The sequence below is a fragment of the Aureimonas sp. D3 genome (assembly GCF_001463805.1).
GTDB classification, from domain to species: Bacteria; Pseudomonadota; Alphaproteobacteria; order Rhizobiales; family Rhizobiaceae; genus Aureimonas; species Aureimonas ureilytica_A.
On the sequence record NZ_BBWM01000056.1, the window covers coordinates 1 to 21,144 of the forward strand.

Here is a 21,144-nt window from a genome sequence, read left to right on the forward strand (position 1 = left end):
TCCACTTGAATGGGGGGACGCGGCGGTGTACACCGCCGCGTTCCCTTTGCCCTATTGGGCGGTTTGGGCGCCGTTGAGGCGTCCTGTTCAAATTGGCTGAAGACTGTTTTAGCGCTCGGAAAGCGCCGGTTCTCCGGCATGGCTCCGACGGAAGGACGAATGCAATGAACGGCCAGAATATCCGCATCCGCCTGAAGGCGTTCGACCACCGAGTGCTCGACGCTTCCACCCGCGAGATCGTATCGACGGCAAAACGTACGGGCGCCAACGTGCGCGGGCCTATCCCGCTGCCGACGCGCATTGAGAAATTCACGGTGAACCGCTCGCCCCACATCGACAAGAAGTCGCGCGAGCAGTTCGAAATGCGGACCCACAAGCGGCTCCTCGACATAGTCGACCCGACGCCGCAGACCGTGGATGCGCTGATGAAGCTCGACCTCGCCGCTGGCGTCGACGTCGAGATCAAGCTCTGACGAGCCTAACAAGAACCGACCGGGTGTTGAGCCTCTAAGGTTCCTCTGAAGGAAGAACATATGCGTTCAGGTGTGATTGCACAGAAGGTCGGCATGACCCGCATCTATAATGATGCAGGCGAGCATGTTCCGGTCACGGTCCTGAAGATCGAAAATCTGCAGGTTGTCGGCCAGCGGACCGAAGAGAAGAACGGCTACACGGCTGTTCAGCTCGGCGTCGGTCTCGCGAAGGTCAAGAACACGTCCAAGGCCATGCGCGGCGTCTTCGCCCAGGCCTCGGTCGAGCCCAAGCGCAAGGTCGCGGAGTTCCGCGTTTCGAGCGACAACCTCATCGAGGTTGGTGCCGAGATCACGGCCGAGCATTTCGTCGCGGGTCAGCTGGTGGATGTCACCGGTACCTCGATTGGTAAGGGCTTCGCCGGCGCTATGAAGCGCCACAATTTCGGCGGTCTTCGTGCCACGCACGGTGTGTCCGTGTCGCACCGTTCGCACGGTTCGACGGGTCAGCGCCAGGATCCGGGCAAGGTCTTCAAGAACAAGAAGATGGCTGGTCATATGGGCCAGACCCGCGTGACGACCCAGAACCTCGAAGTGATCCGTACGGATGCCGACAAGGGTCTGCTCCTGATCCGTGGCGCCGTCCCTGGCTCCAAGGGCGGCTGGATCTACGTTCGGGATGCGGTCAAGGTTCCGCTTCCTGCCAACGCTCCCAAGCCTGCCGCGATCCGCCAGGCCGCGAATGCCGGCTCGGCCGCTGAAGCCGCTTCCGAGGGTACGGAATAATGGACATCAAGATCACTTCCCTTTCCGGCGGTGACGCTGGCTCGGTGACGCTCGCTGACGAGATTTTTGGTCTCGAGCCGCGCGAAGACATTCTGCAGCGCGTCGTTCGCTGGCAGCTCGCCAAGCGTCAGCAGGGCACGCACCAGTCGCTCGGTCGCGCGGAAATCGCTCGCACGGGCGCCAAGCTCTACAAGCAGAAGGGCACCGGTCGCGCTCGTCACGGTTCGGCGCGTGCTCCGCAGTTCCGCGGCGGTGGTAAGGCTCACGGCCCGGTTTCGCGTTCGCACGCTCACGACCTGCCCAAGAAGCTGCGCGCTCTCGGTCTGAAGCATGCGCTCTCTGCCAAGGCGAAGTCCGGTGGCCTGATCGTCGTTGACGACCTCGCTTCGAACGACGGAAAGACCAAGGCGATCGCCACGCAGTTCGCCGGCCTTGGCTGGACCAATGCGCTGATCATTGGCGGCTCCGAGCTCGACGTGAACTTCTCGCGTTCCGCTCGCAACCTTCCGAACATCGACGTGCTGCCGATCCAGGGCATCAACGTCTATGACATTCTTCGCCGTCAGACGCTTGTCCTGTCGAAGGCGGCCGTCGAGGCTCTCGAGGAGCGCTTCAAATGACCGATCTTCGTCATTACGACGTCATCACCAGCCCGGTGATCACCGAGAAGTCGACCTTCGTGTCGGACTTCAATCAGGTGGTCTTCAACGTTCCCGGTACCGCGACCAAGCCGCAGATTAAGGCCGCCGTCGAGGCGCTCTTCGGCGTCAAGGTTACGGCTGTTAACACGCTGGTCCGCAAGGGCAAGACCCGTCGCTTCCGTGGCCGTCTCGGTCGTTTGAGTGATCAGAAGAAGGCGATCGTGACGCTGGCCGAAGGTCAGTCCATCGACGTCTCGACCGGTCTGTGACGCCTGGCCGCGAGGAATTGAGAACATGGCACTGAAAAGCTTCAATCCGGTCACGCCGAGCCAGCGCCAGCTGGTCATCGTTGACCGCTCGGGTCTCTGGAAGGGCAAGCCGGTCAAGCAGTTGACGGAAGGCCTGCATTCCAAGGGCGGCCGCAACAACATGGGGCGCATCACCGCGCGCTACCAGGGTGGCGGTCACAAGCGCACCTACCGCATGATCGACTTCAAGCGTCGCAAGCTCGACGTCGTCGGCACGGTGGAGCGCATCGAGTACGATCCGAACCGCACCGCCTTCATCGCGCTGATCCGCTATGCGGACGGCGAGCTGGCCTACATCCTGGCCCCGCAGCGCCTCGCTGCCGGCGATCAGGTCGTGGCCGGCCTCACCGGCGTCGACGTGAAGCCCGGTAACGCGATGCCGCTGTCGGCGATGCCGGTCGGCACCATCATCCACAATGTGGAGATGAAGCCGGAGAAGGGTGGTCAGATCGCGCGCTCGGCTGGCGCCTATGCGCAGCTCGTCGGCCGCGATCAGGGCATGGCGATCCTTCGTCTGAACTCGGGCGAGCAGCGTCTCGTCTCCGGCTCGTGCTTCGCCACGGTCGGTGCCGTATCCAATCCGGACCACGGCAACATCAATCTGGGCAAGGCCGGTCGCTCGGTCTGGCTCGGACGTCGGCCTCATGTCCGCGGTGTCGCGATGAACCCCGTCGATCACCCGCACGGTGGTGGCGAAGGCCGCACCTCGGGTGGCCGTCACCCGGTTTCGCCCTGGGGCAAGCCGACGAAGGGCAAGCGGACGCGTCAGAACAAGTCCACGGACAAGTTCATCATGCGCTCGCGCCATCAGCGCAAGAAGTAAGGGAAACACTCCATGACACGTTCCGTCTGGAAAGGTCCGTTCGTTGATGGCTACCTGCTGAAGAAGGCCGAAAAGGTCCGCTCCGGCGGTCGCAACGAAGTCATCAAGATCTGGACCCGTCGGTCCACGATCCTCCCGCAGTTCGTCGGTCTGACGTTCGGCGTGTACAACGGCAACAAGCACATCCCGGTCCTGGTCAACGAGGATATGGTCGGACACAAGTTCGGCGAATTCTCCCCGACCCGCACCTATTACGGCCACGGCGCCGACAAGAAGGCGAAGAGGAAGTAACATGGGCAAGGCCAAGGCCGAGCGTGGGCTCAAGGACAACGAGGCTCGGGCAGTTGCTCGCACCATCCGCGTCAGCCCACAGAAGTTGAACCTGGTCGCGCAGCTGATTCGCGGCAAGAAGGTGGATCGTGCGCTCGCCGATCTCACCTTCTCGCGCAAGCGCATCGCCGAGACCGTGAAGAAGACGCTGGAAAGCGCCATCGCCAACGCCGAGAACAATCACGATCTCGACGTCGACGCTCTGGTCGTTGCCGAGGCGTTTGTCGGCAAGTCGATCACGATGAAGCGTTTCCACGCTCGTGGCCGCGGTCGTGCGAGCCGGGTGGAGAAGCCCTTCTCGCATCTGACGATCGTGGTCCGTGAAGTGGCCGAAGAGGAGGCCGCGTAATGGGTCAGAAAGTCAATCCGATCGGCCTTCGTCTCGGTATCAACCGGACGTGGGACTCGCGTTGGTTCGCAAACACGAACGAATACGGCAAGCTGCTCCATGAGGATCTTGCGATCCGCAAGTACCTCCTCAACGAGCTGAAGCAGGCGGCGGTCTCGAAGGTCGTCATCGAGCGTCCGCACAAGAAGTGCCGTGTCACGATCCACTCGGCTCGTCCGGGCATCGTGATCGGCAAGAAGGGCGCGGACATCGAAAAGCTTCGCAAGAAGCTCGGCGCGATGACCAATGCCGAGACGCACATCAACATCGTTGAAGTGCGCAAGCCCGAGACCGACGCGACGCTGGTCGCGCAGGGTATCGCGCAGCAGCTCGAGCGCCGTATCGCCTTCCGCCGCGCCATGAAGCGCGCTGTGCAGTCCGCGATGCGTCTGGGTGCCGAAGGCATCCGCATCAACTGCTCGGGTCGCCTGGGCGGCGCGGAAATCGCGCGCATGGAATGGTACCGCGAGGGCCGCGTGCCCCTGCATACCCTTCGTGCGGATGTCGATTACGGCACGGCCGAAGCCCACACCGCCTACGGCGTGTGCGGCGTCAAGGTCTGGATCTTCAAGGGCGAGATCCTCGAGCACGATCCGATGGCGTCTGAGCGTCGGGCGGTGGAAGGTGAAGCCTCGGGTGGCGGCAACAACCGTCGTCGCGAGCGCGAGCGCGATAACGCCTGATAGGCCAGCTCCGGAGTAAATGAAATGTTGCAGCCAAAGCGCACGAAGTTCCGGAAGGCGTTCAAGGGACGCATTCACGGGGCTTCCAAGGCCGGCGCGGTTCTTAGCTACGGAACCTTCGGCCTCAAGGCTCTCGAGCCGGAGCGCGTCACCGCACGCCAGATCGAAGCGGCCCGCCGCGCGATCACGCGTCAGATGAAGCGTCAGGGCCGGGTGTGGATCCGTATCTTCCCCGACCTTCCGGTCACCGCGAAGCCGACCGAAGTCCGCATGGGTAAGGGCAAGGGCGCGATCGAATACTGGGCGGCTCGCGTCGCTCCCGGTCGCATCATGTTCGAGATCGACGGCGTTGCCGAAGAGGTGGCGCGCGAAGCCCTCCGCCTCGGCGCGGCGAAGCTTCCGATCCGTACCCGTTTCATTCAGCGCATCGCCGAATAAGGGGTAGGGATCATGAAAGCCAACGATCTCGTCGCCAAGACGCAGGACGAACTGAGCGAAGAACTCGGCAAGCTGAAAAAAGAGCAGTTTAATCTGCGCTTCCAGCGTGCTACAGGCCAGCTCGAAAATACGGCTCGGGTCAAGGAAATTCGCCGCGACATCGCCCGTATCAAGACCATCGCCCGCCAGAAGGCGGACACGGCCAAGGCCTAAAGGTAAGATCTACTATGCCGAAACGCGTTTTGCAGGGGACTGTGGTCTCCGATAAGAATGACAAGACGGTCGTCGTGCTCGTGGAGCGTCGCTTCACGCATCCGCTCTTCAAGAAGACCGTTCGTCGGTCCAAGAAGTACAAGGCGCACGACGAGTCGAACCAGTACAAGATCGGCGACATGGTCTCCATCGAGGAGACCAAGCCGATCTCGAAGGACAAGACCTGGATCGTCGTTGCTGGCGAAGCAGCGGCTCGTTGAACACTTGTGCCGGGTGAAGCGCGCGATCCTGCGCTCCCCGGCCGCTCGTTATTTGAAGGCGGCCTGACATGATTCAGATGCAAACAAACCTCGATGTGGCGGACAATTCCGGCGCACGTCGTGTCATGTGCATCAAAGTGCTGGGCGGTTCCAAGCGGAAGTATGCTTCGGTCGGCGACATCATCGTCGTGTCGATCAAGGAAGCCATTCCGCGTGGCCGCGTGAAGAAGGGTGACGTGATGAAGGCGGTCGTGGTTCGCACGGCCAAGGACATCCGTCGTCCCGATGGTTCGGTGATCCGGTTCGACCGCAATGCGGCCGTCCTCATCGACAACAAGAAAGAGCCGGTCGGCACCCGTATCTTCGGACCGGTTCCCCGCGAGCTTCGCGCGCGGAACCACATGAAGATCATTTCCCTGGCACCTGAAGTGCTGTAAGGAGCCGGTTCTATGCAGAAGATCAAGAAGGGCGACAAAGTCGTCGTACTCGCCGGTAAGGACAAGGGTCGTACCGGCACCGTCACGCAGGTGATGCCGAAGAACGACCGCGCGGTCGTGTCCGGCGTCAACATGGTGAAGCGCCACCAGAAGCAGTCCGCCAGCCAGGAAGCCGGCATTGTTTCCAAGGAAGCTCCGATCCATCTCTCCAACCTTTCGGTCGCCGACCCGAAGGATGGCAAGCCGACCCGCGTTGGGTTCAAGGTCGTCGGTGAAGGTGAGAACGCCAAGAAGGTCCGTTTCGCCAAGCGTTCGGGAGAACAGATCGATGGCTGACACCCAGTACACGCCGCGCCTGAAGTCGGTATACAAGAGCGAGATCCGCAAGCAGCTTCTCGAGGAGTTCAAGTACTCCAACGAGATGCAGGTGCCGCGCCTCGATAAGGTCGTGATCAACATGGGCGTCGGTGAAGCCACCGGCGACTCCAAGAAGCCGACCGTTGCCGCCGAAGACCTGGCCTTGATCGCCGGTCAGAAGCCGGTTATCACGCGCGCTCGCAACTCGATCGCGGGCTTCAAGGTGCGTGAGAACATGCCGATCGGCGCGAAGGTCACCCTTCGCAAGGATCGTATGTATGAATTCGTGGATCGCCTGGTTCAGATCGCGCTTCCGCGCGTTCGGGACTTCCGCGGTCTCAATCCGAAGAGCTTCGATGGTCGTGGCAACTTCGCCATGGGCATCAAGGAGCACATCGTGTTCCCCGAGATCAACTACGACAAGGTTGATCAGATGTGGGGCATGGACATCATCGTGTGTACGACGGCGCAGACCGACGAGGAAGCCCGGGCCCTTCTGAAGGCGCTCAACTTCCCGTTCCGCCAGTAACGGCAGGCGAAAGGACAAAACATGGCTAAGAAAAGCGCCATCGAGAAGAACAAGCGACGCACAAAGCTCGTCGCCAAGTTTGCGGCCAAGCGTGAGGCTCTCAAGGCTCTCACGATGAACCAGAGCGCGAGCATGGAGGAGCGCTTCCGCGCTCAGCTGCAGCTCGCCGAGTTGCCTCGCAACTCCGCCAAGGTTCGCATTCGCAATCGCTGCGAAGTTACCGGCCGCCCGCGGGCTTACTACCGTAAGCTCAAGATGAGCCGTATCGCCCTTCGTGACCTCGGCAACACGGGCCAGGTGCCCGGCGTCGTCAAGTCGAGCTGGTAAGAGGAGCAATCGATATGGCTTTGTCCGATCCTCTCGGCGATATGCTGACACGCATCCGCAACGCGACCATGCGCAACAAGTCGACGGTCGCGACCCCGGCTTCCAAGCTGCGTGCGCGTGTGCTCGACGTTCTCAAGGAAGAGGGCTACATCCGTGGTTACACGGAAACCCGCTTCGAGAACGGCACGGCCGAGTTCACCATCGAACTCAAGTACTATGAAGGCGCTTCGGTGATCCGCGAGATCGCTCGCGTATCGAAGCCCGGTCGCCGCGTGTACGTCTCTTCGAAGACCATCCCGCACGTCGCCAACGGTCTCGGTATCTCGGTTCTGTCCACGCCCAAGGGCGTGATGGCCGACCACGCCGCCCGTGAACAGAATGTCGGTGGCGAGATCCTCTGCCGCGTCTTCTGACGCGGCATCGAGGTTTGGTTCCGACTAATCGACAGGTTCAACGATGTCTCGTATTGGTAAGAAGCCGGTCTCCGTACCGGCAGGCGTGACCGCCTCCGTGGACGGTCAGACGGTCAAGGCGAAGGGTCCGAAGGGCGAGCTGTCTTTCGTCGTCAACGAGGAAGTCCTCGTGAAGATGGAAGACGGGTCGATCAAGGTCGATCCGCGTGACGAGTCGAAGGATGCACGTTCGAAGTGGGGCATGTCCCGCACGATGATCGTGAACATCCTGTCCGGCGTGAAGGACGGCTTCGAGAAGCGTCTCGAAATCAGTGGCGTGGGTTACCGCGCGGCTATGCAGGGCAAGAATCTTCAGCTTGCCCTGGGCTTCAGCCATGACGTTCTGTATCCGGTGCCGGAAGGCATTCAGATCGTCGTTCCGAAGCCGACGGAAATCGTCATCACCGGCATCGACAAGCAACAGGTCGGCCAGGTGGCGGCGGAGATCCGCGAGTTCCGTGGACCCGAACCCTACAAGGGCAAGGGCGTGAAGTACGCGGGCGAGAAGATCGTCCGTAAGGAAGGCAAGAAGAAGTAAGGCTCGGGAATATGGCTACCCAGAAGGAACTCCTCCGCCGCCGCGCGTCCCGCGTGCGTCGCGCGCTGAAGGCCGTTTCGAACGGCCGTCCGCGCCTTTCGATTCATCGCTCTTCGAAGCACATCTACGCGCAGGTGATCGACGACGCCGAGGGCAAGACCCTTGCGGCCGCGTCGACGCTCGACACGTCGCTGCGCTCCGACCTCAAGACCGGCGCGGACACCGCAGCGGCTGCTGCCGTCGGCAAGCTGGTCGCTGAGCGCGCCAAGCAGGCCGGCGTCACCGACGTCGTCTTCGATCGCGGGGCGTTCATCTATCACGGCCGCGTCAAGTCGCTGGCCGATGCCGCTCGCGAGGGCGGGCTCAACTTCTGATCCGCATCCCGCTTCGGCGGGATCGATCTACCATAAGCGGCGAAGCGGGGTTTTCTCGCTGCGCCGCTTATGCTTTAAGCCGGACGCCGCAGAGTCGGCATCCATTCCCAGACGCCTCCGGAAAAAAATAAGGACAGGATATGGCGCCTCGTAACGAACGCAATGACCGCGAAGAGCGGGATGACGGCTTCGTTGATAAGCTGGTTCACATCAATCGCGTCGCCAAGGTGGTGAAGGGCGGCCGTCGTTTCGGCTTCGCTGCTCTCGTCGTCGTCGGCGATCTCAAGGGCCGCGTCGGTTTCGGCCATGGCAAGGCGCGCGAAGTGCCTGAGGCCATCCGCAAGGCGACGGAAGCCGCCAAGCGTGAGTTGATCTTTGTGCCGCTGCGCGATGGCCGCACGCTGCATCATGACGTGCAGGGTCGCCACGGCGCCGGCAAGGTCATCCTGCGCACCGCGGAAGCGGGTACGGGCATCATCGCCGGTGGTCCGATGCGCGCGGTCTTCGAAGCCGTCGGCATGCACGACGTCGTCGCGAAGTCGCTCGGTTCCTCGAACCCCTACAACATGGTTCGCGCCACGTTCGACGCGCTCAAGGGTCAGATGCACCCCAAGGACGTCGCCGCCCGTCGTGGTATCAAGTACTCGACGCTGCAGGCTCGTCGCCGTGACGTCATGGGCGCTGGCGCGGAGGAGTGATGCGCTCGGGGCGCGATTTCGCTGCCCCAGTGTGTCCTTTCAAGGGATAGAGGAGCCGAAACATGGCTGAGAAGAACGCAGCGGGCAAGACCGTGACCGTCGAGCAGGTCGGCAGCCCCATTCGTCGTCCGAGCGAGCAGCGTGCCACGCTGATCGGCCTGGGACTGAACAAGATGCACCGCACGAGCACGCTGGAGGACACCCCTTCGGTTCGTGGCATGATCGCCAAGGTCAGCCACCTCGTTCGCGTTGTCGACGGCCAGTAAGCCGGGAGCAAGAGTGATGAAGCTTAACGAAATCGCCGATAAGGCAGGCGCGACCCATTCGCGCAAGCGTCTCGGACGCGGTATCGGCTCCGGCTCGGGCAAGACCGGCGGGCGCGGTGTGAAGGGCCAGAAGGCTCGTTCGGGTGTTGCGATCAACGGGTTCGAGGGCGGTCAGATGCCTCTCTACCGTCGCCTCCCGAAGCGCGGCTTCGTGAACACCTTCGCGAAGGACTACAACATCGTGTCGCTGGCTCGCATCCAGCAGGCGATCGAAGCCGGCAAGCTGAACGCTTCGGCCACGATCGATGCCGAAGCCCTCAAGGCCGCTGGCGTCGTGCGCCGTGTCCTCGACGGCGTTCGGATCCTGTCGGACGGTGAGGTTTCGGCCAAGCTGACGATCCAGGCGGCTGGCGCCTCGAAGGCCGCGATCGAGAAGGTCGAGAAGGCCGGTGGTTCGCTGACCGTGCCGCAGAAGGTCGAAGCCGAAGCTTAAGCCTCGGGCAATCGATGACGAAAATAAGAAGCCGCCTGCCTCCGCAGGCGGTTTTTTTGTGCCGAGACGATTTTCGGTTGGAAATAGCTTGTCTTTCCCGCGGCAAAATCGTTTGAAACAAAGCAGTATGGGCGTTCCTGAATCATGTGGGTTCGGGGGAGGGGAAACCCGCGCTCGGGGGTAACCCGGAGAAATCGCACTCATGGCATCCGCTGCGGAACAACTCGCCGCAAATCTCAACTTCGCCGCCTTTTCGAAGGCCGAAGATCTCAAGAAGCGCATCTGGTTCACGCTCGGTGCCCTGCTGGTCTATCGCCTCGGGACTTATATCCCGATGCCCGGCATCGATCCGCACGCGCTGTCCCAGGCCTTTCAGCAGCAGTCGACAGGCATTCTCGGGCTTTTCAACATGTTTGCCGGCGGTGCGGTCGGCCGAATGGCGATCTTCGCGCTCGGCATCATGCCCTACATCTCGGCCTCGATCATCATCCAGCTGATGACCTCGGTCATTCCGTCGCTCGAGAACCTGAAGAAGGAGGGCGAGCAGGGCCGGAAGCTCATCAACCAGTACACGCGCTACGGCACTGTCCTGCTGGCGACCGTTCAGGCTTACGGCATAGCCGCCGGTTTGCAGTCCTCCAGCAATATCGTGACCAATCCTGGCGCGTTCTTCCTCGTGTCCAGCGTGATCACGCTGGTCGGCGGGACGATGTTCCTGATGTGGCTGGGAGAGCAGATCACGTCTCGCGGCATCGGCAACGGAATCTCGCTGATCATCTTCGCGGGGATCGCAGCCAACCTCCCGTCCGCCATGGCGAACCTTCTCGAGCTTGGTCGCACGGGCGCTCTTTCGACGGCGATCATTCTCCTGGTGATCGTGGTTGTCGTGCTCTGCATCGCCGGCGTGGTCTTCTTCGAGCGGGCCCAACGTAAGCTCCTGATCCAATATCCGAAGCGTCAGGTCGGCAACCGCATGTTCCAGGGCGACACGTCGCACCTGCCGCTGAAGCTCAACACCGCCGGCGTCATTCCGCCGATCTTCGCCTCTTCGCTACTGCTGCTGCCGGTGACGATCGCCAACTTCGCCGACACCAGCCGTCTTCCCGGTTGGGCGACGGGGATCGTGGCCTCGCTCGGCCACGGGCGTCCGCTCTACATGTTCCTCTATGCGGCGATGATCGCGTTCTTCGCCTTCTTCTACACCGCAATCGTGTTCAATCCGAAAGACACGGCCGACAATCTGAAGAAGCATGGCGGCTTCATCCCCGGCATCCGTCCGGGTGAGCGCACGGCTGAGTATATCGATTACGTGCTGACCCGCATCACGGTGGTCGGCGCGATCTACCTCATGGTGATCTGCCTTCTGCCGGAGATCCTGATCTCGGCGGCCGGTATTCCGTTCTATCTCGGCGGGACCTCGCTTTTGATCGTGGTTTCGGTCACCATGGACACAGTGGCGCAGGTGCAGGGGCATTTGCTCGCCCATCAATATGAAGGCCTCGTGAAGAAGGCGAAGCTGCGCGGAGGCAGACGGGGAACACGATGAGACTGATTTTGCTGGGACCTCCGGGGGCGGGGAAGGGCACACAAGCCCAACGGCTCATCGACAAGTACGGGATTCCGCAGCTCTCTACCGGAGACATGCTGCGTGAGGCCGTCGCCAAGCAGACCGAGATCGGCAAGCGCGCGCAGGCGGTCATGGATGCCGGTCAGCTTGTATCGGACGAGATCGTCATCGGGATCGTGGCAGATCGCATCGAGCAGCCCGATGCCCGTAAGGGCTTCGTGCTGGACGGCTTCCCCAGGACCTTGGCGCAGGCCGAGGCTCTGGATCAGATGCTGCAGAGCCGTAACCTGTCGATCGACGCGGTGATCGAGTTCAAGGTCGACGAGGAAAAGCTCGTCGAGCGGATCGAGAAGCGCGCGCGTGACGCGGAGGCCGCCGGCCTTCCGGTGCGCAAGGACGACAATCCGGATGTCTTCCGGCGTCGTTTGGTCGAGTTCCGGGCGTTGACGGCGGCCGTCGCGCCCTTCTACCGCGAACGTGGTCGTTCGTTCGAGATCGACGGCATGGCTTCGATCGACGAGGTCAGCACGCAGATCGACACGATCCTCAAGCAGGCCGTCGCGGCCTGACTTCGTGTTCGCGCCGGGTCTTTCTGATCGGGTACGTTCAGACCATATTGACGAAACCGCCCCGAATCTTATAAGGGTCGGCCCAATTCGCGCATGATTGAGCGATCGGCACGCTGCCCGGCGGGGCAGCGCCGGTCGTTCGGCGTTTGAAGAGAACGGTGATGACCCGTTCGACTATGGTTCGTCGCGGCGGATCCGCGACATAAGGAGGCTCATTTGGCCCGTATTGCTGGTGTCAACATCCCGACCGGGAAGCGCGTCGTCGTCGCGCTTCAGTACATCCACGGCATCGGCCCGCGTTTCGCGGCCGAGATCATGGAAAAGGTCGGCCTTTCCGCTGAACGTCGTGTCAACGATCTGACCGACGCCGAGGTTCTGCAGATCCGTGAGATGATCGATCGCGATTACCGCGTCGAGGGTGATCTTCGTCGCGAGACCTCGATGAACATCAAGCGTCTGATGGATCTCGGTTGCTACCGTGGTCTGCGCCACCGTCGTGGCTTGCCGGTTCGCGGTCAGCGCACCCACACGAACGCCCGCACCCGCAAGGGTCCGGCGAAGCCGATCGCCGGCAAGAAGAAGTAACGAGAATGCGCGCCGGACTTCCCGTCTGGCCGATGCATTCATGCTCCGTTTGAACGAGCGGGGCAGGTGGAGCCGCCGGTGTTACGGCGGTGTCGAGATCCAAGGATAAGAAAATGGCTAAAGAAGCACAGCGCGTCCGCCGCCGCGAACGCAAGAACATCATCTCCGGCGTGGCACACGTGAATTCGTCGTTCAACAACACGCTGATCACGATCACCGACGCGCAGGGCAATACGATCGCGTGGTCGTCCGCCGGTGCGCAGGGCTTCAAGGGCTCGCGCAAGTCCACGCCCTTCGCCGCGCAGATCGCTGCGGAAGACGCCGCCAAGAAGGCGCAGGAACACGGCATGCGCACGCTCGAAGTCGAGGTCTGCGGTCCGGGTTCGGGCCGTGAGTCGGCTCTGCGCGCGCTTCAGGCTTCGGGCTTCACCATCACGTCGATCCGCGACGTGACGCCGATCCCGCACAATGGCGTGCGTCCGCGCAAGAAGCGCCGCGTTTAACGATCCTCAGGGGTCGGGTTCTTGCCGCGTGCTCCGAAAGGGGCGCGCGGCTTTCGCCGTATGAGGGAAGCCGAATCTTCCCGCTCAGATCAGTCGCCACGATTGGATGGTGGCGATGTTACTGAAAGGCTCGCGTCATGATCGCCAGTAACTGGCAAAACCTCACCAAGCCGAACCAGGTCGTCTTCAAGAGCGGCGGCAGCCGCACGAAGGCGTCTCTCGTTGCGGAGCCGCTCGAGCGCGGTTTCGGCTTGACGCTGGGCAACGCGCTTCGCCGCGTGCTTCTGTCTTCGCTTCAGGGCGCGGCTGTCACCGCGATCCAGATCGACGGCGTTCTGCATGAGTTCTCTTCGATCGCCGGCGTGCGCGAGGATGTGACCGACATCGTCCTGAACGTAAAGGAAATCTCGATCGGGATGCAGGGCGAAGGCCCCAAGCGCATGGTCCTGCGCAAGTCCGGTCCGGGCGTCGTCACCGCTGGTGACATCCAAACGGTGGGCGACATCGAGATCCTGAACCCCGAGCATGAAATCTGCACGCTCGACGAGGGTGCCGAAATCCGCATGGAGTTCACGGTCAACACCGGCAAGGGCTACGTGCCGGCCGACCAGAATCGCGCCGAGGATGCGCCGATCGGCCTGATCCCGGTCGATGCTCTGTTCTCGCCGGTCAAGAAAGTGTCCTACAAGGTCGAGGCCACCCGCGAGGGCCAGGACCTGAACAAGGACAAGCTCACGATGGACATCGTGACGGACGGATCGATCACGGGCGAAGACGCCGTGGCCTATGCCGCTCGCATCCTGCAGGACCAGTTGTCGGTCTTCGTCAACTTCGAGGAGCCGCAGCGCGAAGTGCGCGGCGCCGAGGAGCAGATCGCCGAGCTGGCCTTCAACCCGGCGCTTCTCAAGAAGGTGGACGAGCTCGAGCTTTCGGTTCGTTCCGCCAACTGCCTGAAGAACGACAACATCGTCTATATCGGCGACCTGATCCAGAAGACCGAGGCGGAAATGCTCCGCACGCCGAACTTCGGACGCAAGTCGCTGAACGAGATCAAGGAAGTGCTGGCCTCGATGGGTCTGCACCTTGGTATGGAAGTGAACGCCTGGCCGCCGGAGAATATCGACGACCTGGCCAAGCGCTACGAAGATCAGTACTGATCCTCACCGAGAGGGATGACCGGCGGCGAGAGCCGCCGGCGCCGAACCGAACCCAAAAGATTCAAAGGCACATGCACCGGGATCAACCGGATTGCGAGGATGCCGACCCCGGCCAAGGCCGGACCTTCTAAACGGAGACTGATATGCGTCACGGTAAGAGCGGTCGTAAACTCAACCGCACCCACGAACACCGCAAGGCGATGTTCGCCAACATGGTCGCTTCGCTCATCGAGCACGAGCAGATCGTGACCACGCTGCCGAAGGCGAAGGACCTGCGTCCGATCGTCGAGAAGATGATCACGCTCGGCAAGCGCGGCGACCTTCATGCTCGCCGTCAGGCGATCAGCCAGGTTCGCGACGAAACCGTCATCAAGAAGCTGTTCGACACGCTGGCGCCCCGTTACGCCGAGCGTCAGGGCGGCTACACGCGCGTTCTGAAGGCCGGCTTCCGTCGTGGCGACAACGCCCCGATGGCCGTGATCGAGTTCGTGGATCGCGATGTCGACGCGCGCGGCGCTGTTGATCGCGCCCGTCTGGAAGCCGAACTGTCCAACGCCGACGCCTGATTTTCCCGGCGATCGACAGCATTTGAAAAAGGGCCCCAAGGGCCCTTTTTTGTTTTCCGCGCTAGGATGCCGACAACCGAAAGGAGCGGACGGATATGCTGACGGGCGAGACCATTCTGGTGACCGGCTGTACGGGCTTCATCGCCAAGCACATCGTGGTCGAACTGGTTCGCCGAGGTGCGAAGGTGCGCGGGACGCTTCGCGACCCGTCTCGTGCCATCCAGATACATCGTATCCTGCGCAATGAAGGATTGCCGATCGAGGGCTTCTCCTCTGTCGCCGCGGATCTTCGGGAGGATGCCGGGTGGGCGGACGCGGTTCGCGGTTGCCGCTTCGTCATGCATACAGCCTCACCTTTTCCCGCCTATCAGCCGCGTTCGAAATTTGCGCTCGTTCCCGCTGCGCGGGGAGGGACGGTTCGCGTGCTGGAAGGGGCCGAGAATGCGGGGGTGGAAAGGGTCGTGCTGACCTCCTCGATCGCCTCGATCTACTATGGGCACGATGAGTCTCCAGGGCATGTCTTTGGCGAAGGCGATTGGTCCCGCGTCGAAAGCGATTCGATCTCACCCTATGCCGTCTCCAAAACAGAAGCGGAGCGTGCCGCCTGGAATGTGCTGGAGGGTAGCGCGACGCAGCTTGTGGCGATCAACCCGTCGCTTGTTTTCGGGCCGCTGCTGGACGCGCGGCCTGGAACGTCCGCCTCGCTGATTCGGCTGATGATGGGAGGCCGCTTGCCGGCATTCCCTCGCATGGGCTTTGGGGTCGTGGATGTGCGAGACGTCGCGCAGGCGCATGTGGCGGCGCTGACGGTTCCCGATGCGGCGGGGCGACGCTTTGTGCTGAACGGGGGCAACCTGACACTGTCGGACATCGTGGCCATCCTGACGGACACCTATCCCGATCTGGCGCGACGCCTGCCCAGACGGGAAGTGCCGGATGGCTTGATTCGATTTGTGGCACGCTTGTCCAGCCGCGTTCGCATGTTGGCCGCCGAACTGGGACCCGCCAAGCAACTGGATGCCGGTCCGGCGCGGTCCGTCCTGGGCTTGTCGTTTCGAAGCCCGGAGGAGGCGGTTCGATCCCTCGCGGACTCGCTGTTTCGGGAGGGTTTGGTCAAACGATGAACGAAGTCTGAAGACGACGCATCAAATTCGAGTTTCGCCCGGTTTTCACAAGTGAAGCTGAAATACCCGACAAATCAGCGATGTTGCAGATGCGCGATAGGCACCTTGCGCGAGCCTGTGCGATATCTGTGGCAACGGCGACACCCCCCGAAGAAGTCCTGACGAAGCGGGCAACCTTTTCCCACTCGTGGCATTTTCAAGGCAACGGGATCACCGCCTCCCGAGCGGTCGAAGCTTTACACGGAATAAACGAAAATCATGGAAAATCGCGTCAATACTCTCCCAACCGGCGGATTCTCGATGCGTCGTACTGTGCTGACTCTCCTTGGCGCGACTTTGGCTTTCGGTGTGCTCACCGCAAGCTACGCAACGGCCGAATTGCCGGAATCGGCATCCATGGCGATGGAGCGCACCATCGTCTCGCGTTGACCTGCCAGCGCGGGTGACCTCTTTAGTGAGTTGAGAAAAGGGCCGTGAGGCCCTTTTTTCTTGCGCGCTGCGTCCTGTCGGAGGAATGCCCCATATCTGCCAGATGCTGCGAGCCCGTCGCGTTGACGGTTCGCCTTTCGATTGGAGCTTTGTATGAGATCGTCCCGTCCGTTCTGGGCTGCCCTTCTTCTGTCCGTTTCGGTCATGGCGCAAGGCGCGGCCGCGCAGTCGAGGAGTGACATGCCGGTGCCGGCGCAGCCGGTGGAGCGGACGCCCAGCGTGCAGGCCGACATCAAGCTCACCTTCGCGCCCTTGGTGAAGAAGAGCGCGCCCGCGGTGGTCAATGTCTACGCGGCCAAGCGTGTGCCCCAGCGCAGCCCCTTCGCGGGCGATCCGTTCTTTGAGCAGTTCTTCGGCAACCAGTTGCGCAGGCCGCGCCTCGAATCATCGCTCGGCTCCGGTGTGATCGTCGATGCCGATGGCCTCGTGGTGACGAACAATCATGTGATCGAGGGCGCTGACGAGGTGAGGGTGGCGCTGGCGGACGGGCGCGAGTTCGACGCCAAGATTCTTCTGAAGGATCGCCGGGCCGATCTTGCGGTTCTGCGCATCGAATCGGACAAGCCGTTTCCGGTGGTGCCGATCGCCGATTCCGACACCGCCGAAATCGGTGATCTCGTTCTCGCCATCGGCAATCCGTTCGGTATCGGCCAGACGGTCACGAGCGGCATCGTCTCGGCGGTGGCGCGAACCCATGTCGGTTCCGATGATCTCGGCTATTTCATTCAGACGGACGCCGCCATCAATCCCGGCAATTCCGGCGGTGCGCTGATCGATATGAAGGGCGAACTCGTCGGCGTGAACACAGCGATCTTCTCGCGCTCGGGCGGCTCGCTCGGGATCGGATTTGCCATTCCTTCCAATATGGTGCGTGCCTTCGTGGAAGCGGCGCGCGAAGGGCGGCCGTTCCTGCGGCCCTATATCGGCGCGAGTTTCGTGCCGGTGACGGCCGACATCGCGGAAGCGATCGGCCTCGACAAGCCGGCGGGCGCGCTGGTGCAGGGTGTCGTGGACGGCGGCCCGGCTTCGGACGCAGGCTTGCGGCCGGGCGATGTGGTTCTCGCCATGGATGGGTTCTCGATCGAAGGGCCGGATTCGTTGGGATACCGCTTGGCGACCGCAGGGTTGGGGCGCAAGACCGATCTGACCGTTCGCTCGAGCGACGGTCAGACCGAGCGCGTGCGCCTTCCGCTTGAGATCGCGCCCGAAACCCCGGCGCGCGACGAGCGCACGCTGGACGGGCCGACGCCCTTTTCCGGCGCGAGCGTCGCCAATCTGTCGCCCCGCCTTGCGGACGAGCTGGAGATGTCGCAGACCAAGAACGGCGTCGTCGTCACCGAGATCGAGCCGCGCAGCCCGGCCGCGCGCCTCGGCCTCCAGCCCAAGGACATCATCCTGTCGCTCAATGGGCGTGAGGTGGCTTCTACGGCCGATCTGGAGCAGCGGGCGGCCGATGGCCGGCGCGGCTGGCGGGTGGATGTGGAGCGGGACGGCAAGGTGCTGACCCAACTCGTCCGCTAGGGCGAGAGCGGCTGACAAGGGAGGGGACGGCGCATGGCCGACCTGTTCGGAACTGCGCCGGAGCCTGCGCCTCGGCCTCGACCGTCTGGCGCCGCCAAGGTGCCGCAGCGCGCGGGACCCTTGGCCGATCGTCTGCGTCCGCAGGCCCTCTCCGAGGTGGTGGGGCAGGAGCATCTGACAGGGCCGGACGGCGTGCTGACCCGAATGCTCGGAAACGGGAGCCTCGGCTCCATCATCTTCTGGGGACCGCCCGGTACGGGCAAGACCACGGTCGCGCGGCTTCTGGCCGGCGAGGTGGGCTTCGCCTTCGAGCAGATCTCGGCGATCTTTTCCGGTGTCGCAGACCTCAAGAAAGTGTTCGAATCGGCCCGCCTGCGCCGGCAGAGCGGTCGGCAGACGCTTCTGTTCGTGGACGAGATTCACCGTTTCAACCGCGCGCAGCAGGATTCCTTCCTGCCCGTGATGGAGGATGGAACGGTGGTGCTCGTCGGCGCGACGACGGAGAACCCCTCGTTCGAGCTGAACGCGGCGCTCCTCTCGCGCGCCCGCGTGCTGACCTTCCAATCGCATGACGCAGCCAGCCTGTCGCAGCTTCTGGAGCGAGCGGAGGCGGTGGAGAATCGGCCCCTGCCGCTGGACGAGGAGGCACGCGCCGTTCTTCTGCGCATGGCAGATGGCGATGGCCGCGCGATCCTGACGCTGGCCGAAGAGGTCTGGCGCGCGGCCAAGCCCGGCGAGACCTTCGATGCCGAGACCCTCCAGCGGATCGTCCAGCGCCGCGCCCCGGTCTATGACAAAAGTCAGGACGGACATTACAATCTGATCTCGGCTCTGCACAAATCCGTGCGCGGATCGGACCCGGACGCCGCGCTTTACTATCTTTGCCGGATGCTCGATGCGGGCGAGGACCCGCTTTATCTCGGCCGCCGTCTCGTGCGCATGGCGGTGGAAGACATCGGCCTCGCCGACCCGCGCGCCCTGATGATCGCCAATGCGGCGAAGGACGCCTACGACTATCTCGGCTCGCCGGAAGGCGAATTGGCCCTGGCGCAGGCGACGGTCTATCTGGCGAGCGCGCCGAAATCGAACGCGGTTTACACCGCCTATAAGGCCGCGATGCGCGCCGCCAAGGAGAACGGCTCGCTCCTGCCGCCGCGCCATATCCTGAATGCGCCCACCAAGCTGATGAAGTCCGAAGGTTATGGTTCGGGCTACGCCTATGATCACGACCAGCCGGATGCCTTCTCGGGGCAGGATTATTTCCCCGAGGCACTCGGCCGCCAGAGCTTCTATCGCCCGACGGAGCGGGGCGAGGAGGCACGGATCGGCGCGCGCATGGCGGAATGGAACAGGCTGCGGCGTTTGCGGCGCGACGAGGGCTGAGGGACGAGGCGCGCCCCTTCACGTCTCGCCGTCATAGCCCGCCATGCCGCTGTCCAGAAGGCTGCGAAGCTCCGTCATTCCGGTGGCGATCAGGGCGCGATCTCCCGAGGAATAGGAGATGCGGGCGCGATAATAATTATGCTCCATGCGCTCCGGCTTATACTCGTCCTCGTCGTCGATCAGGATATCGCGCCGCGCGGCCGCCGCCTTGAACGTGCCGGAAAGCCAAGGGTCTGGAAGTTTCAGCCAGACGAAGGGCGCGAAGGGATGGGTCGTGACGTCCGCACCGGCGAGTATCTCCGATACGATCCGGTGCCGGGCCTCGATCTCCGCCATGGAGCGACGCCTCAACTCTTCCGCCGTGCCCGATAGAACCAGCCGCGCGCCGGCCTCCGCCAGCACGAAGGAAATGCCGCCCGTCAGGAGGCGATGCGTGACGGTGATGCGCTGCGCGAGATGCGGCGGGCAGGCCACCCAGCCGACGCGCAGCCCGGCGGCGACGCATTTCGACAGACTGCCGACGACAAAGGTGCGGTCGGGCGCGAACTCCGCCACGAGCGGCGTCGGATCGTCCGACATGGACCCATACAGATCGTCCTCGATCAGCCAGACGCCGTAGCGCCGCGCGATATCGGCGATCTGACGCCGCCGGTCTTCCGACAGGATCGCAAGCGTCGGGTTGTGCAGCGTCGGCATGAGGAAGGCGAGCTTGGGGTGCTGCTGGGCGCAGATGCGCTCGAAATCTTCCGGCACCATGCCGCCCGAATCGATCTCGACGCCCACCGTTCGCCGCCCCGCCAGCCGCGCGCTGCGAGCGATGGGACTGTAGGTCAGCTTCTCGAAGACGATCCGATCCCCCGGCGCTGACATGGCGGTGATGACCGACAGCGCGGCGGAGAAGGCTCCATGGCTGGGGACGACCGCCTCCGCGTCCGGCGCCCAGCCATTGCGCGAGAGCCACCGGGCCCCGGCCGTGCGCCAATGGGGTGGGGTCGATCGCGAATAGCTGGCGACCTCGATCGACATGTCCCGTGCCACATCGGCGAGCGTCGCGCCGATCCGTTCGCTCTGGCCGATATCGGGCGCGGCCGCCGTGTCGAAGCGCAGCTTGCCCGCTGGGGAGTCGATGGACCGCGTTCCCGTATAGGCGAGGGCGAAATTGTCCCGAGGCGGTTGATCGGCCGCGTGCCGCTGATCGAGCACATAGGTGCCCCGGCCGATCTCGCCGCTGACCAGCCCTCTATCGCGCAACAGCGCATAGGCGCGTCCGACCGTCCCGACAGTGACGCCGAGGTCGAAGGCGAGATGGCGCTGAGGCGGAAGCTTGTCTCCAGGGGGCAAGCGTCCATCGGCTATGGCCGCCTCGAAGGCGTCCGCCAGACGCACATAATAGGGACTGTGACCGTCCAACGGAGAGGGGAGGAAACTTGTCATCGTCACAATTTCCTATATTGTAACCCTTTGAATGTCAATGATACGGATTGAACCCATTCAAGGTGTGCTTGGGTGGAGCTTGTACGGTGACAATTCGAGATTGGACGGGTTCAATCGTATTTCGCTCTCGCCCTCCATCCCCTCTCGGAACCGGGGAGCTCGCGACCGGGCCAGACAGGAGATTAACCGGCTTGCCGCTCTGGCATCAGTTCCGGGACTGGATGCACCATCGTTGGGAGCTTCGGCGGACGCGCCGGACGCTGCTCGGCCTGACGGACGAGCAGCTTCGCGATGTTGGTTTGACGCGGCAGCAGGCCGAGACCGAGGGAGAGCGTTCGTTGCATGTCTTTTGATCTCCGCCGAAGGAAAGCCCCCGTGCGTCGTCCTACCCTTTCATTTAGAAGGGGCGGACGCCGCGCGAGGCGCGCGGCCGGA

Annotated in this window: 33 protein-coding genes; 32 read left to right on the plus strand and 1 reads right to left on the minus strand. The window is 62.9% G+C overall.

Translation table 11 applies throughout. The features are described 5' to 3' along the window. Positions 1-164 precede the first annotated feature (164 nt). The 31 genes from rpsJ (at position 165) to AUL36_RS16790 (ending at position 19,275) form a co-directional block, all read left to right on the plus strand. Positions 165-473, plus strand: coding sequence for a 30S ribosomal protein S10 (rpsJ, locus tag AUL36_RS16645; RefSeq protein WP_007066362.1), 309 nt, complete (start codon positions 165-167; stop codon positions 471-473). Positions 474-533: 60 nt separating this feature from the next. Further along, complete coding sequence (gene rplC, locus AUL36_RS16650; RefSeq protein WP_058599901.1) at positions 534-1,256, plus strand: 50S ribosomal protein L3; 723 nt, start codon at positions 534-536, stop codon at positions 1,254-1,256. After that, positions 1,256-1,876, plus strand: coding sequence for a 50S ribosomal protein L4 (gene rplD / locus AUL36_RS16655; RefSeq protein WP_062222559.1), 621 nt, complete (start codon positions 1,256-1,258; stop codon positions 1,874-1,876). The genes rplC and rplD overlap by 1 nt, the downstream gene beginning before the upstream one ends. Next, positions 1,873-2,166 (plus strand): 50S ribosomal protein L23, encoded by a 294-nt coding sequence (locus tag AUL36_RS16660; protein ID WP_058599899.1) that lies wholly within the window; start codon positions 1,873-1,875, stop codon positions 2,164-2,166. The genes rplD and AUL36_RS16660 overlap by 4 nt, the downstream gene beginning before the upstream one ends. A 25-nt stretch (positions 2,167-2,191) precedes the next feature. After that, positions 2,192-3,028, plus strand: coding sequence for a 50S ribosomal protein L2 (gene rplB, locus AUL36_RS16665; RefSeq protein ID WP_058599898.1), 837 nt, complete (start codon positions 2,192-2,194; stop codon positions 3,026-3,028). A gap of 12 nt (positions 3,029-3,040) precedes the next feature. Continuing rightward, the gene (rpsS, locus tag AUL36_RS16670; RefSeq protein ID WP_058599897.1) at positions 3,041-3,319 is read left to right on the plus strand and encodes a 30S ribosomal protein S19; all 279 of its coding nucleotides are present in this window, start codon (positions 3,041-3,043) and stop codon (positions 3,317-3,319) included. 1 nt (position 3,320) lies between these two features. Next, on the plus strand, positions 3,321-3,707 hold the full coding sequence (rplV, locus tag AUL36_RS16675) for a 50S ribosomal protein L22 (RefSeq protein WP_058599896.1): 387 nt from the start codon (positions 3,321-3,323) through the stop codon (positions 3,705-3,707). After that, positions 3,707-4,429: a 30S ribosomal protein S3 gene (gene rpsC / locus AUL36_RS16680; protein ID WP_058599895.1), complete on the plus strand. Its 723-nt coding sequence runs from the start codon at positions 3,707-3,709 to the stop codon at positions 4,427-4,429. Before rplV ends, rpsC begins: the two co-directional genes overlap by 1 nt. 24 nt (positions 4,430-4,453) lie before the next feature. Further along, positions 4,454-4,867, plus strand: a complete 414-nt coding sequence (gene rplP / locus AUL36_RS16685) for a 50S ribosomal protein L16 (RefSeq protein WP_058599894.1) — start codon at positions 4,454-4,456, stop codon at positions 4,865-4,867. A gap of 12 nt (positions 4,868-4,879) precedes the next feature. Continuing rightward, complete coding sequence (gene rpmC, locus AUL36_RS16690; RefSeq protein ID WP_058599893.1) at positions 4,880-5,080, plus strand: 50S ribosomal protein L29; 201 nt, start codon at positions 4,880-4,882, stop codon at positions 5,078-5,080. A gap of 14 nt (positions 5,081-5,094) precedes the next feature. Beyond that, positions 5,095-5,340 carry a 30S ribosomal protein S17 gene (gene rpsQ, locus AUL36_RS16695; RefSeq protein ID WP_058599892.1) on the plus strand — a complete coding sequence of 82 codons (246 nt, stop codon included), beginning with the start codon at positions 5,095-5,097 and terminating at the stop codon, positions 5,338-5,340. Positions 5,341-5,408: 68 nt separating this feature from the next. Next, positions 5,409-5,777, plus strand: a complete 369-nt coding sequence (rplN, locus tag AUL36_RS16700) for a 50S ribosomal protein L14 (RefSeq protein ID WP_019998914.1) — start codon at positions 5,409-5,411, stop codon at positions 5,775-5,777. 12 nt (positions 5,778-5,789) lie between these two features. Then, positions 5,790-6,113 carry a 50S ribosomal protein L24 gene (gene rplX, locus AUL36_RS16705; protein WP_062222561.1) on the plus strand — a complete coding sequence of 108 codons (324 nt, stop codon included), beginning with the start codon at positions 5,790-5,792 and terminating at the stop codon, positions 6,111-6,113. Continuing rightward, the gene (gene rplE / locus AUL36_RS16710) at positions 6,106-6,663 is read left to right on the plus strand and encodes a 50S ribosomal protein L5 (RefSeq protein ID WP_062222563.1); all 558 of its coding nucleotides are present in this window, start codon (positions 6,106-6,108) and stop codon (positions 6,661-6,663) included. The genes rplX and rplE overlap by 8 nt, the downstream gene beginning before the upstream one ends. A 21-nt stretch (positions 6,664-6,684) precedes the next feature. Beyond that, positions 6,685-6,990 carry a 30S ribosomal protein S14 gene (gene rpsN / locus AUL36_RS16715; RefSeq protein ID WP_058599889.1) on the plus strand — a complete coding sequence of 102 codons (306 nt, stop codon included), beginning with the start codon at positions 6,685-6,687 and terminating at the stop codon, positions 6,988-6,990. 14 nt (positions 6,991-7,004) lie between these two features. Beyond that, positions 7,005-7,403 carry a 30S ribosomal protein S8 gene (gene rpsH / locus AUL36_RS16720; RefSeq protein ID WP_058599888.1) on the plus strand — a complete coding sequence of 133 codons (399 nt, stop codon included), beginning with the start codon at positions 7,005-7,007 and terminating at the stop codon, positions 7,401-7,403. 43 nt (positions 7,404-7,446) lie between these two features. Beyond that, positions 7,447-7,980 carry a 50S ribosomal protein L6 gene (rplF, locus tag AUL36_RS16725; RefSeq protein WP_058634244.1) on the plus strand — a complete coding sequence of 178 codons (534 nt, stop codon included), beginning with the start codon at positions 7,447-7,449 and terminating at the stop codon, positions 7,978-7,980. An 11-nt stretch (positions 7,981-7,991) separates the two neighbouring features. Next, positions 7,992-8,354, plus strand: coding sequence for a 50S ribosomal protein L18 (rplR, locus tag AUL36_RS16730; RefSeq protein ID WP_058599886.1), 363 nt, complete (start codon positions 7,992-7,994; stop codon positions 8,352-8,354). A gap of 140 nt (positions 8,355-8,494) precedes the next feature. Next, on the plus strand, positions 8,495-9,052 hold the full coding sequence (gene rpsE / locus AUL36_RS16735) for a 30S ribosomal protein S5 (protein ID WP_058599885.1): 558 nt from the start codon (positions 8,495-8,497) through the stop codon (positions 9,050-9,052). 62 nt (positions 9,053-9,114) lie between these two features. Continuing rightward, entirely contained in the window at positions 9,115-9,318 is a 204-nt protein-coding gene (gene rpmD / locus AUL36_RS16740; protein WP_058599884.1) for a 50S ribosomal protein L30, read from the plus strand. Positions 9,319-9,334: 16 nt separating this feature from the next. After that, complete coding sequence (gene rplO, locus AUL36_RS16745; RefSeq protein ID WP_058634243.1) at positions 9,335-9,811, plus strand: 50S ribosomal protein L15; 477 nt, start codon at positions 9,335-9,337, stop codon at positions 9,809-9,811. A gap of 202 nt (positions 9,812-10,013) precedes the next feature. Continuing rightward, the gene (gene secY / locus AUL36_RS16750; RefSeq protein WP_062222565.1) at positions 10,014-11,357 is read left to right on the plus strand and encodes a preprotein translocase subunit SecY; all 1,344 of its coding nucleotides are present in this window, start codon (positions 10,014-10,016) and stop codon (positions 11,355-11,357) included. Then, a complete protein-coding gene (locus tag AUL36_RS16755; RefSeq protein WP_058599881.1) occupies positions 11,354-11,947 on the plus strand; it encodes an adenylate kinase in 594 nt (197 codons plus the stop codon). Before secY ends, AUL36_RS16755 begins: the two co-directional genes overlap by 4 nt. Positions 11,948-12,163: 216 nt before the next feature. Beyond that, the gene (rpsM, locus tag AUL36_RS16760) at positions 12,164-12,532 is read left to right on the plus strand and encodes a 30S ribosomal protein S13 (RefSeq protein WP_058599880.1); all 369 of its coding nucleotides are present in this window, start codon (positions 12,164-12,166) and stop codon (positions 12,530-12,532) included. A gap of 113 nt (positions 12,533-12,645) precedes the next feature. Beyond that, positions 12,646-13,035 (plus strand): 30S ribosomal protein S11, encoded by a 390-nt coding sequence (gene rpsK / locus AUL36_RS16765; RefSeq protein WP_019998927.1) that lies wholly within the window; start codon positions 12,646-12,648, stop codon positions 13,033-13,035. Positions 13,036-13,172: 137 nt separating this feature from the next. Continuing rightward, on the plus strand, positions 13,173-14,192 hold the full coding sequence (locus AUL36_RS16770; protein WP_058599879.1) for a DNA-directed RNA polymerase subunit alpha: 1,020 nt from the start codon (positions 13,173-13,175) through the stop codon (positions 14,190-14,192). Positions 14,193-14,335: 143 nt separating this feature from the next. Then, positions 14,336-14,758, plus strand: coding sequence for a 50S ribosomal protein L17 (gene rplQ / locus AUL36_RS16775; RefSeq protein WP_058599878.1), 423 nt, complete (start codon positions 14,336-14,338; stop codon positions 14,756-14,758). A gap of 95 nt (positions 14,759-14,853) precedes the next feature. Beyond that, on the plus strand, positions 14,854-15,882 hold the full coding sequence (locus tag AUL36_RS16780; protein WP_062222567.1) for an NAD-dependent epimerase/dehydratase family protein: 1,029 nt from the start codon (positions 14,854-14,856) through the stop codon (positions 15,880-15,882). A 258-nt stretch (positions 15,883-16,140) separates the two neighbouring features. Next, positions 16,141-16,311, plus strand: coding sequence for a hypothetical protein (locus tag AUL36_RS23885; protein ID WP_156418435.1), 171 nt, complete (start codon positions 16,141-16,143; stop codon positions 16,309-16,311). Between the two features lie 204 nt (positions 16,312-16,515). Then, positions 16,516-17,892, plus strand: coding sequence for a DegQ family serine endoprotease (locus tag AUL36_RS16785; protein WP_192843477.1), 1,377 nt, complete (start codon positions 16,516-16,518; stop codon positions 17,890-17,892). Positions 17,893-17,925: 33 nt separating this feature from the next. After that, positions 17,926-19,275, plus strand: a complete 1,350-nt coding sequence (locus AUL36_RS16790) for a replication-associated recombination protein A (RefSeq protein ID WP_062222571.1) — start codon at positions 17,926-17,928, stop codon at positions 19,273-19,275. A gap of 18 nt (positions 19,276-19,293) precedes the next feature. Here AUL36_RS16790 and AUL36_RS16795 read toward each other — a convergent pair whose 3' ends face one another. After that, positions 19,294-20,709: an aminotransferase-like domain-containing protein gene (locus AUL36_RS16795; protein WP_062222573.1), complete on the minus strand. Its 1,416-nt coding sequence runs from the start codon at positions 20,707-20,709 to the stop codon at positions 19,294-19,296. A gap of 191 nt (positions 20,710-20,900) precedes the next feature. Here AUL36_RS16795 and AUL36_RS23360 point away from each other — a divergent pair, with 191 nt between their 5' ends. After that, positions 20,901-21,062: a DUF1127 domain-containing protein gene (locus AUL36_RS23360; RefSeq protein ID WP_082655899.1), complete on the plus strand. Its 162-nt coding sequence runs from the start codon at positions 20,901-20,903 to the stop codon at positions 21,060-21,062. Positions 21,063-21,144: the final 82 nt, after the last annotated feature.

Bases quoted from the DNA above. Each gene is read 5' to 3' on its own strand.
- rpsN (WP_058599889.1), top strand. From the start codon at position 6,685: ATGGCTAAGAAAAGCGCCATCGAGAAGAACAAGCGACGCACAAAGCTC.
- rplV (WP_058599896.1), top strand. From the start codon at position 3,321: ATGGGCAAGGCCAAGGCCGAGCGTGGGCTCAAGGACAACGAGGCTCGG.
- rpsH (WP_058599888.1), top strand. From the start codon at position 7,005: ATGGCTTTGTCCGATCCTCTCGGCGATATGCTGACACGCATCCGCAAC.
- rpmD (WP_058599884.1), top strand. From the start codon at position 9,115: ATGGCTGAGAAGAACGCAGCGGGCAAGACCGTGACCGTCGAGCAGGTC.
- AUL36_RS16795 (WP_062222573.1), bottom strand. From the start codon at position 20,709: ATGACAAGTTTCCTCCCCTCTCCGTTGGACGGTCACAGTCCCTATTAT.
- rplR (WP_058599886.1), top strand. From the start codon at position 7,992: ATGGCTACCCAGAAGGAACTCCTCCGCCGCCGCGCGTCCCGCGTGCGT.
- rpmC (WP_058599893.1), top strand. From the start codon at position 4,880: ATGAAAGCCAACGATCTCGTCGCCAAGACGCAGGACGAACTGAGCGAA.
- secY (WP_062222565.1), top strand. From the start codon at position 10,014: ATGGCATCCGCTGCGGAACAACTCGCCGCAAATCTCAACTTCGCCGCC.
- AUL36_RS16785 (WP_192843477.1), top strand. From the start codon at position 16,516: ATGGCGCAAGGCGCGGCCGCGCAGTCGAGGAGTGACATGCCGGTGCCG.
- rplE (WP_062222563.1), top strand. From the start codon at position 6,106: ATGGCTGACACCCAGTACACGCCGCGCCTGAAGTCGGTATACAAGAGC.
- rplQ (WP_058599878.1), top strand. From the start codon at position 14,336: ATGCGTCACGGTAAGAGCGGTCGTAAACTCAACCGCACCCACGAACAC.
- rpsQ (WP_058599892.1), top strand. From the start codon at position 5,095: ATGCCGAAACGCGTTTTGCAGGGGACTGTGGTCTCCGATAAGAATGAC.
- rpsS (WP_058599897.1), top strand. From the start codon at position 3,041: ATGACACGTTCCGTCTGGAAAGGTCCGTTCGTTGATGGCTACCTGCTG.
- rpsJ (WP_007066362.1), top strand. From the start codon at position 165: ATGAACGGCCAGAATATCCGCATCCGCCTGAAGGCGTTCGACCACCGA.
- rplC (WP_058599901.1), top strand. From the start codon at position 534: ATGCGTTCAGGTGTGATTGCACAGAAGGTCGGCATGACCCGCATCTAT.
- AUL36_RS16755 (WP_058599881.1), top strand. From the start codon at position 11,354: ATGAGACTGATTTTGCTGGGACCTCCGGGGGCGGGGAAGGGCACACAA.
- rpsC (WP_058599895.1), top strand. From the start codon at position 3,707: ATGGGTCAGAAAGTCAATCCGATCGGCCTTCGTCTCGGTATCAACCGG.
- rplP (WP_058599894.1), top strand. From the start codon at position 4,454: ATGTTGCAGCCAAAGCGCACGAAGTTCCGGAAGGCGTTCAAGGGACGC.
- AUL36_RS23885 (WP_156418435.1), top strand. From the start codon at position 16,141: ATGGAAAATCGCGTCAATACTCTCCCAACCGGCGGATTCTCGATGCGT.
- AUL36_RS16660 (WP_058599899.1), top strand. From the start codon at position 1,873: ATGACCGATCTTCGTCATTACGACGTCATCACCAGCCCGGTGATCACC.
- AUL36_RS16790 (WP_062222571.1), top strand. From the start codon at position 17,926: ATGGCCGACCTGTTCGGAACTGCGCCGGAGCCTGCGCCTCGGCCTCGA.
- rplN (WP_019998914.1), top strand. From the start codon at position 5,409: ATGATTCAGATGCAAACAAACCTCGATGTGGCGGACAATTCCGGCGCA.
- rplO (WP_058634243.1), top strand. From the start codon at position 9,335: ATGAAGCTTAACGAAATCGCCGATAAGGCAGGCGCGACCCATTCGCGC.
- AUL36_RS16780 (WP_062222567.1), top strand. From the start codon at position 14,854: ATGCTGACGGGCGAGACCATTCTGGTGACCGGCTGTACGGGCTTCATC.
- rplF (WP_058634244.1), top strand. From the start codon at position 7,447: ATGTCTCGTATTGGTAAGAAGCCGGTCTCCGTACCGGCAGGCGTGACC.
- rplX (WP_062222561.1), top strand. From the start codon at position 5,790: ATGCAGAAGATCAAGAAGGGCGACAAAGTCGTCGTACTCGCCGGTAAG.
- rplB (WP_058599898.1), top strand. From the start codon at position 2,192: ATGGCACTGAAAAGCTTCAATCCGGTCACGCCGAGCCAGCGCCAGCTG.
- rpsK (WP_019998927.1), top strand. From the start codon at position 12,646: ATGGCTAAAGAAGCACAGCGCGTCCGCCGCCGCGAACGCAAGAACATC.
- rplD (WP_062222559.1), top strand. From the start codon at position 1,256: ATGGACATCAAGATCACTTCCCTTTCCGGCGGTGACGCTGGCTCGGTG.
- AUL36_RS16770 (WP_058599879.1), top strand. From the start codon at position 13,173: ATGATCGCCAGTAACTGGCAAAACCTCACCAAGCCGAACCAGGTCGTC.
- rpsE (WP_058599885.1), top strand. From the start codon at position 8,495: ATGGCGCCTCGTAACGAACGCAATGACCGCGAAGAGCGGGATGACGGC.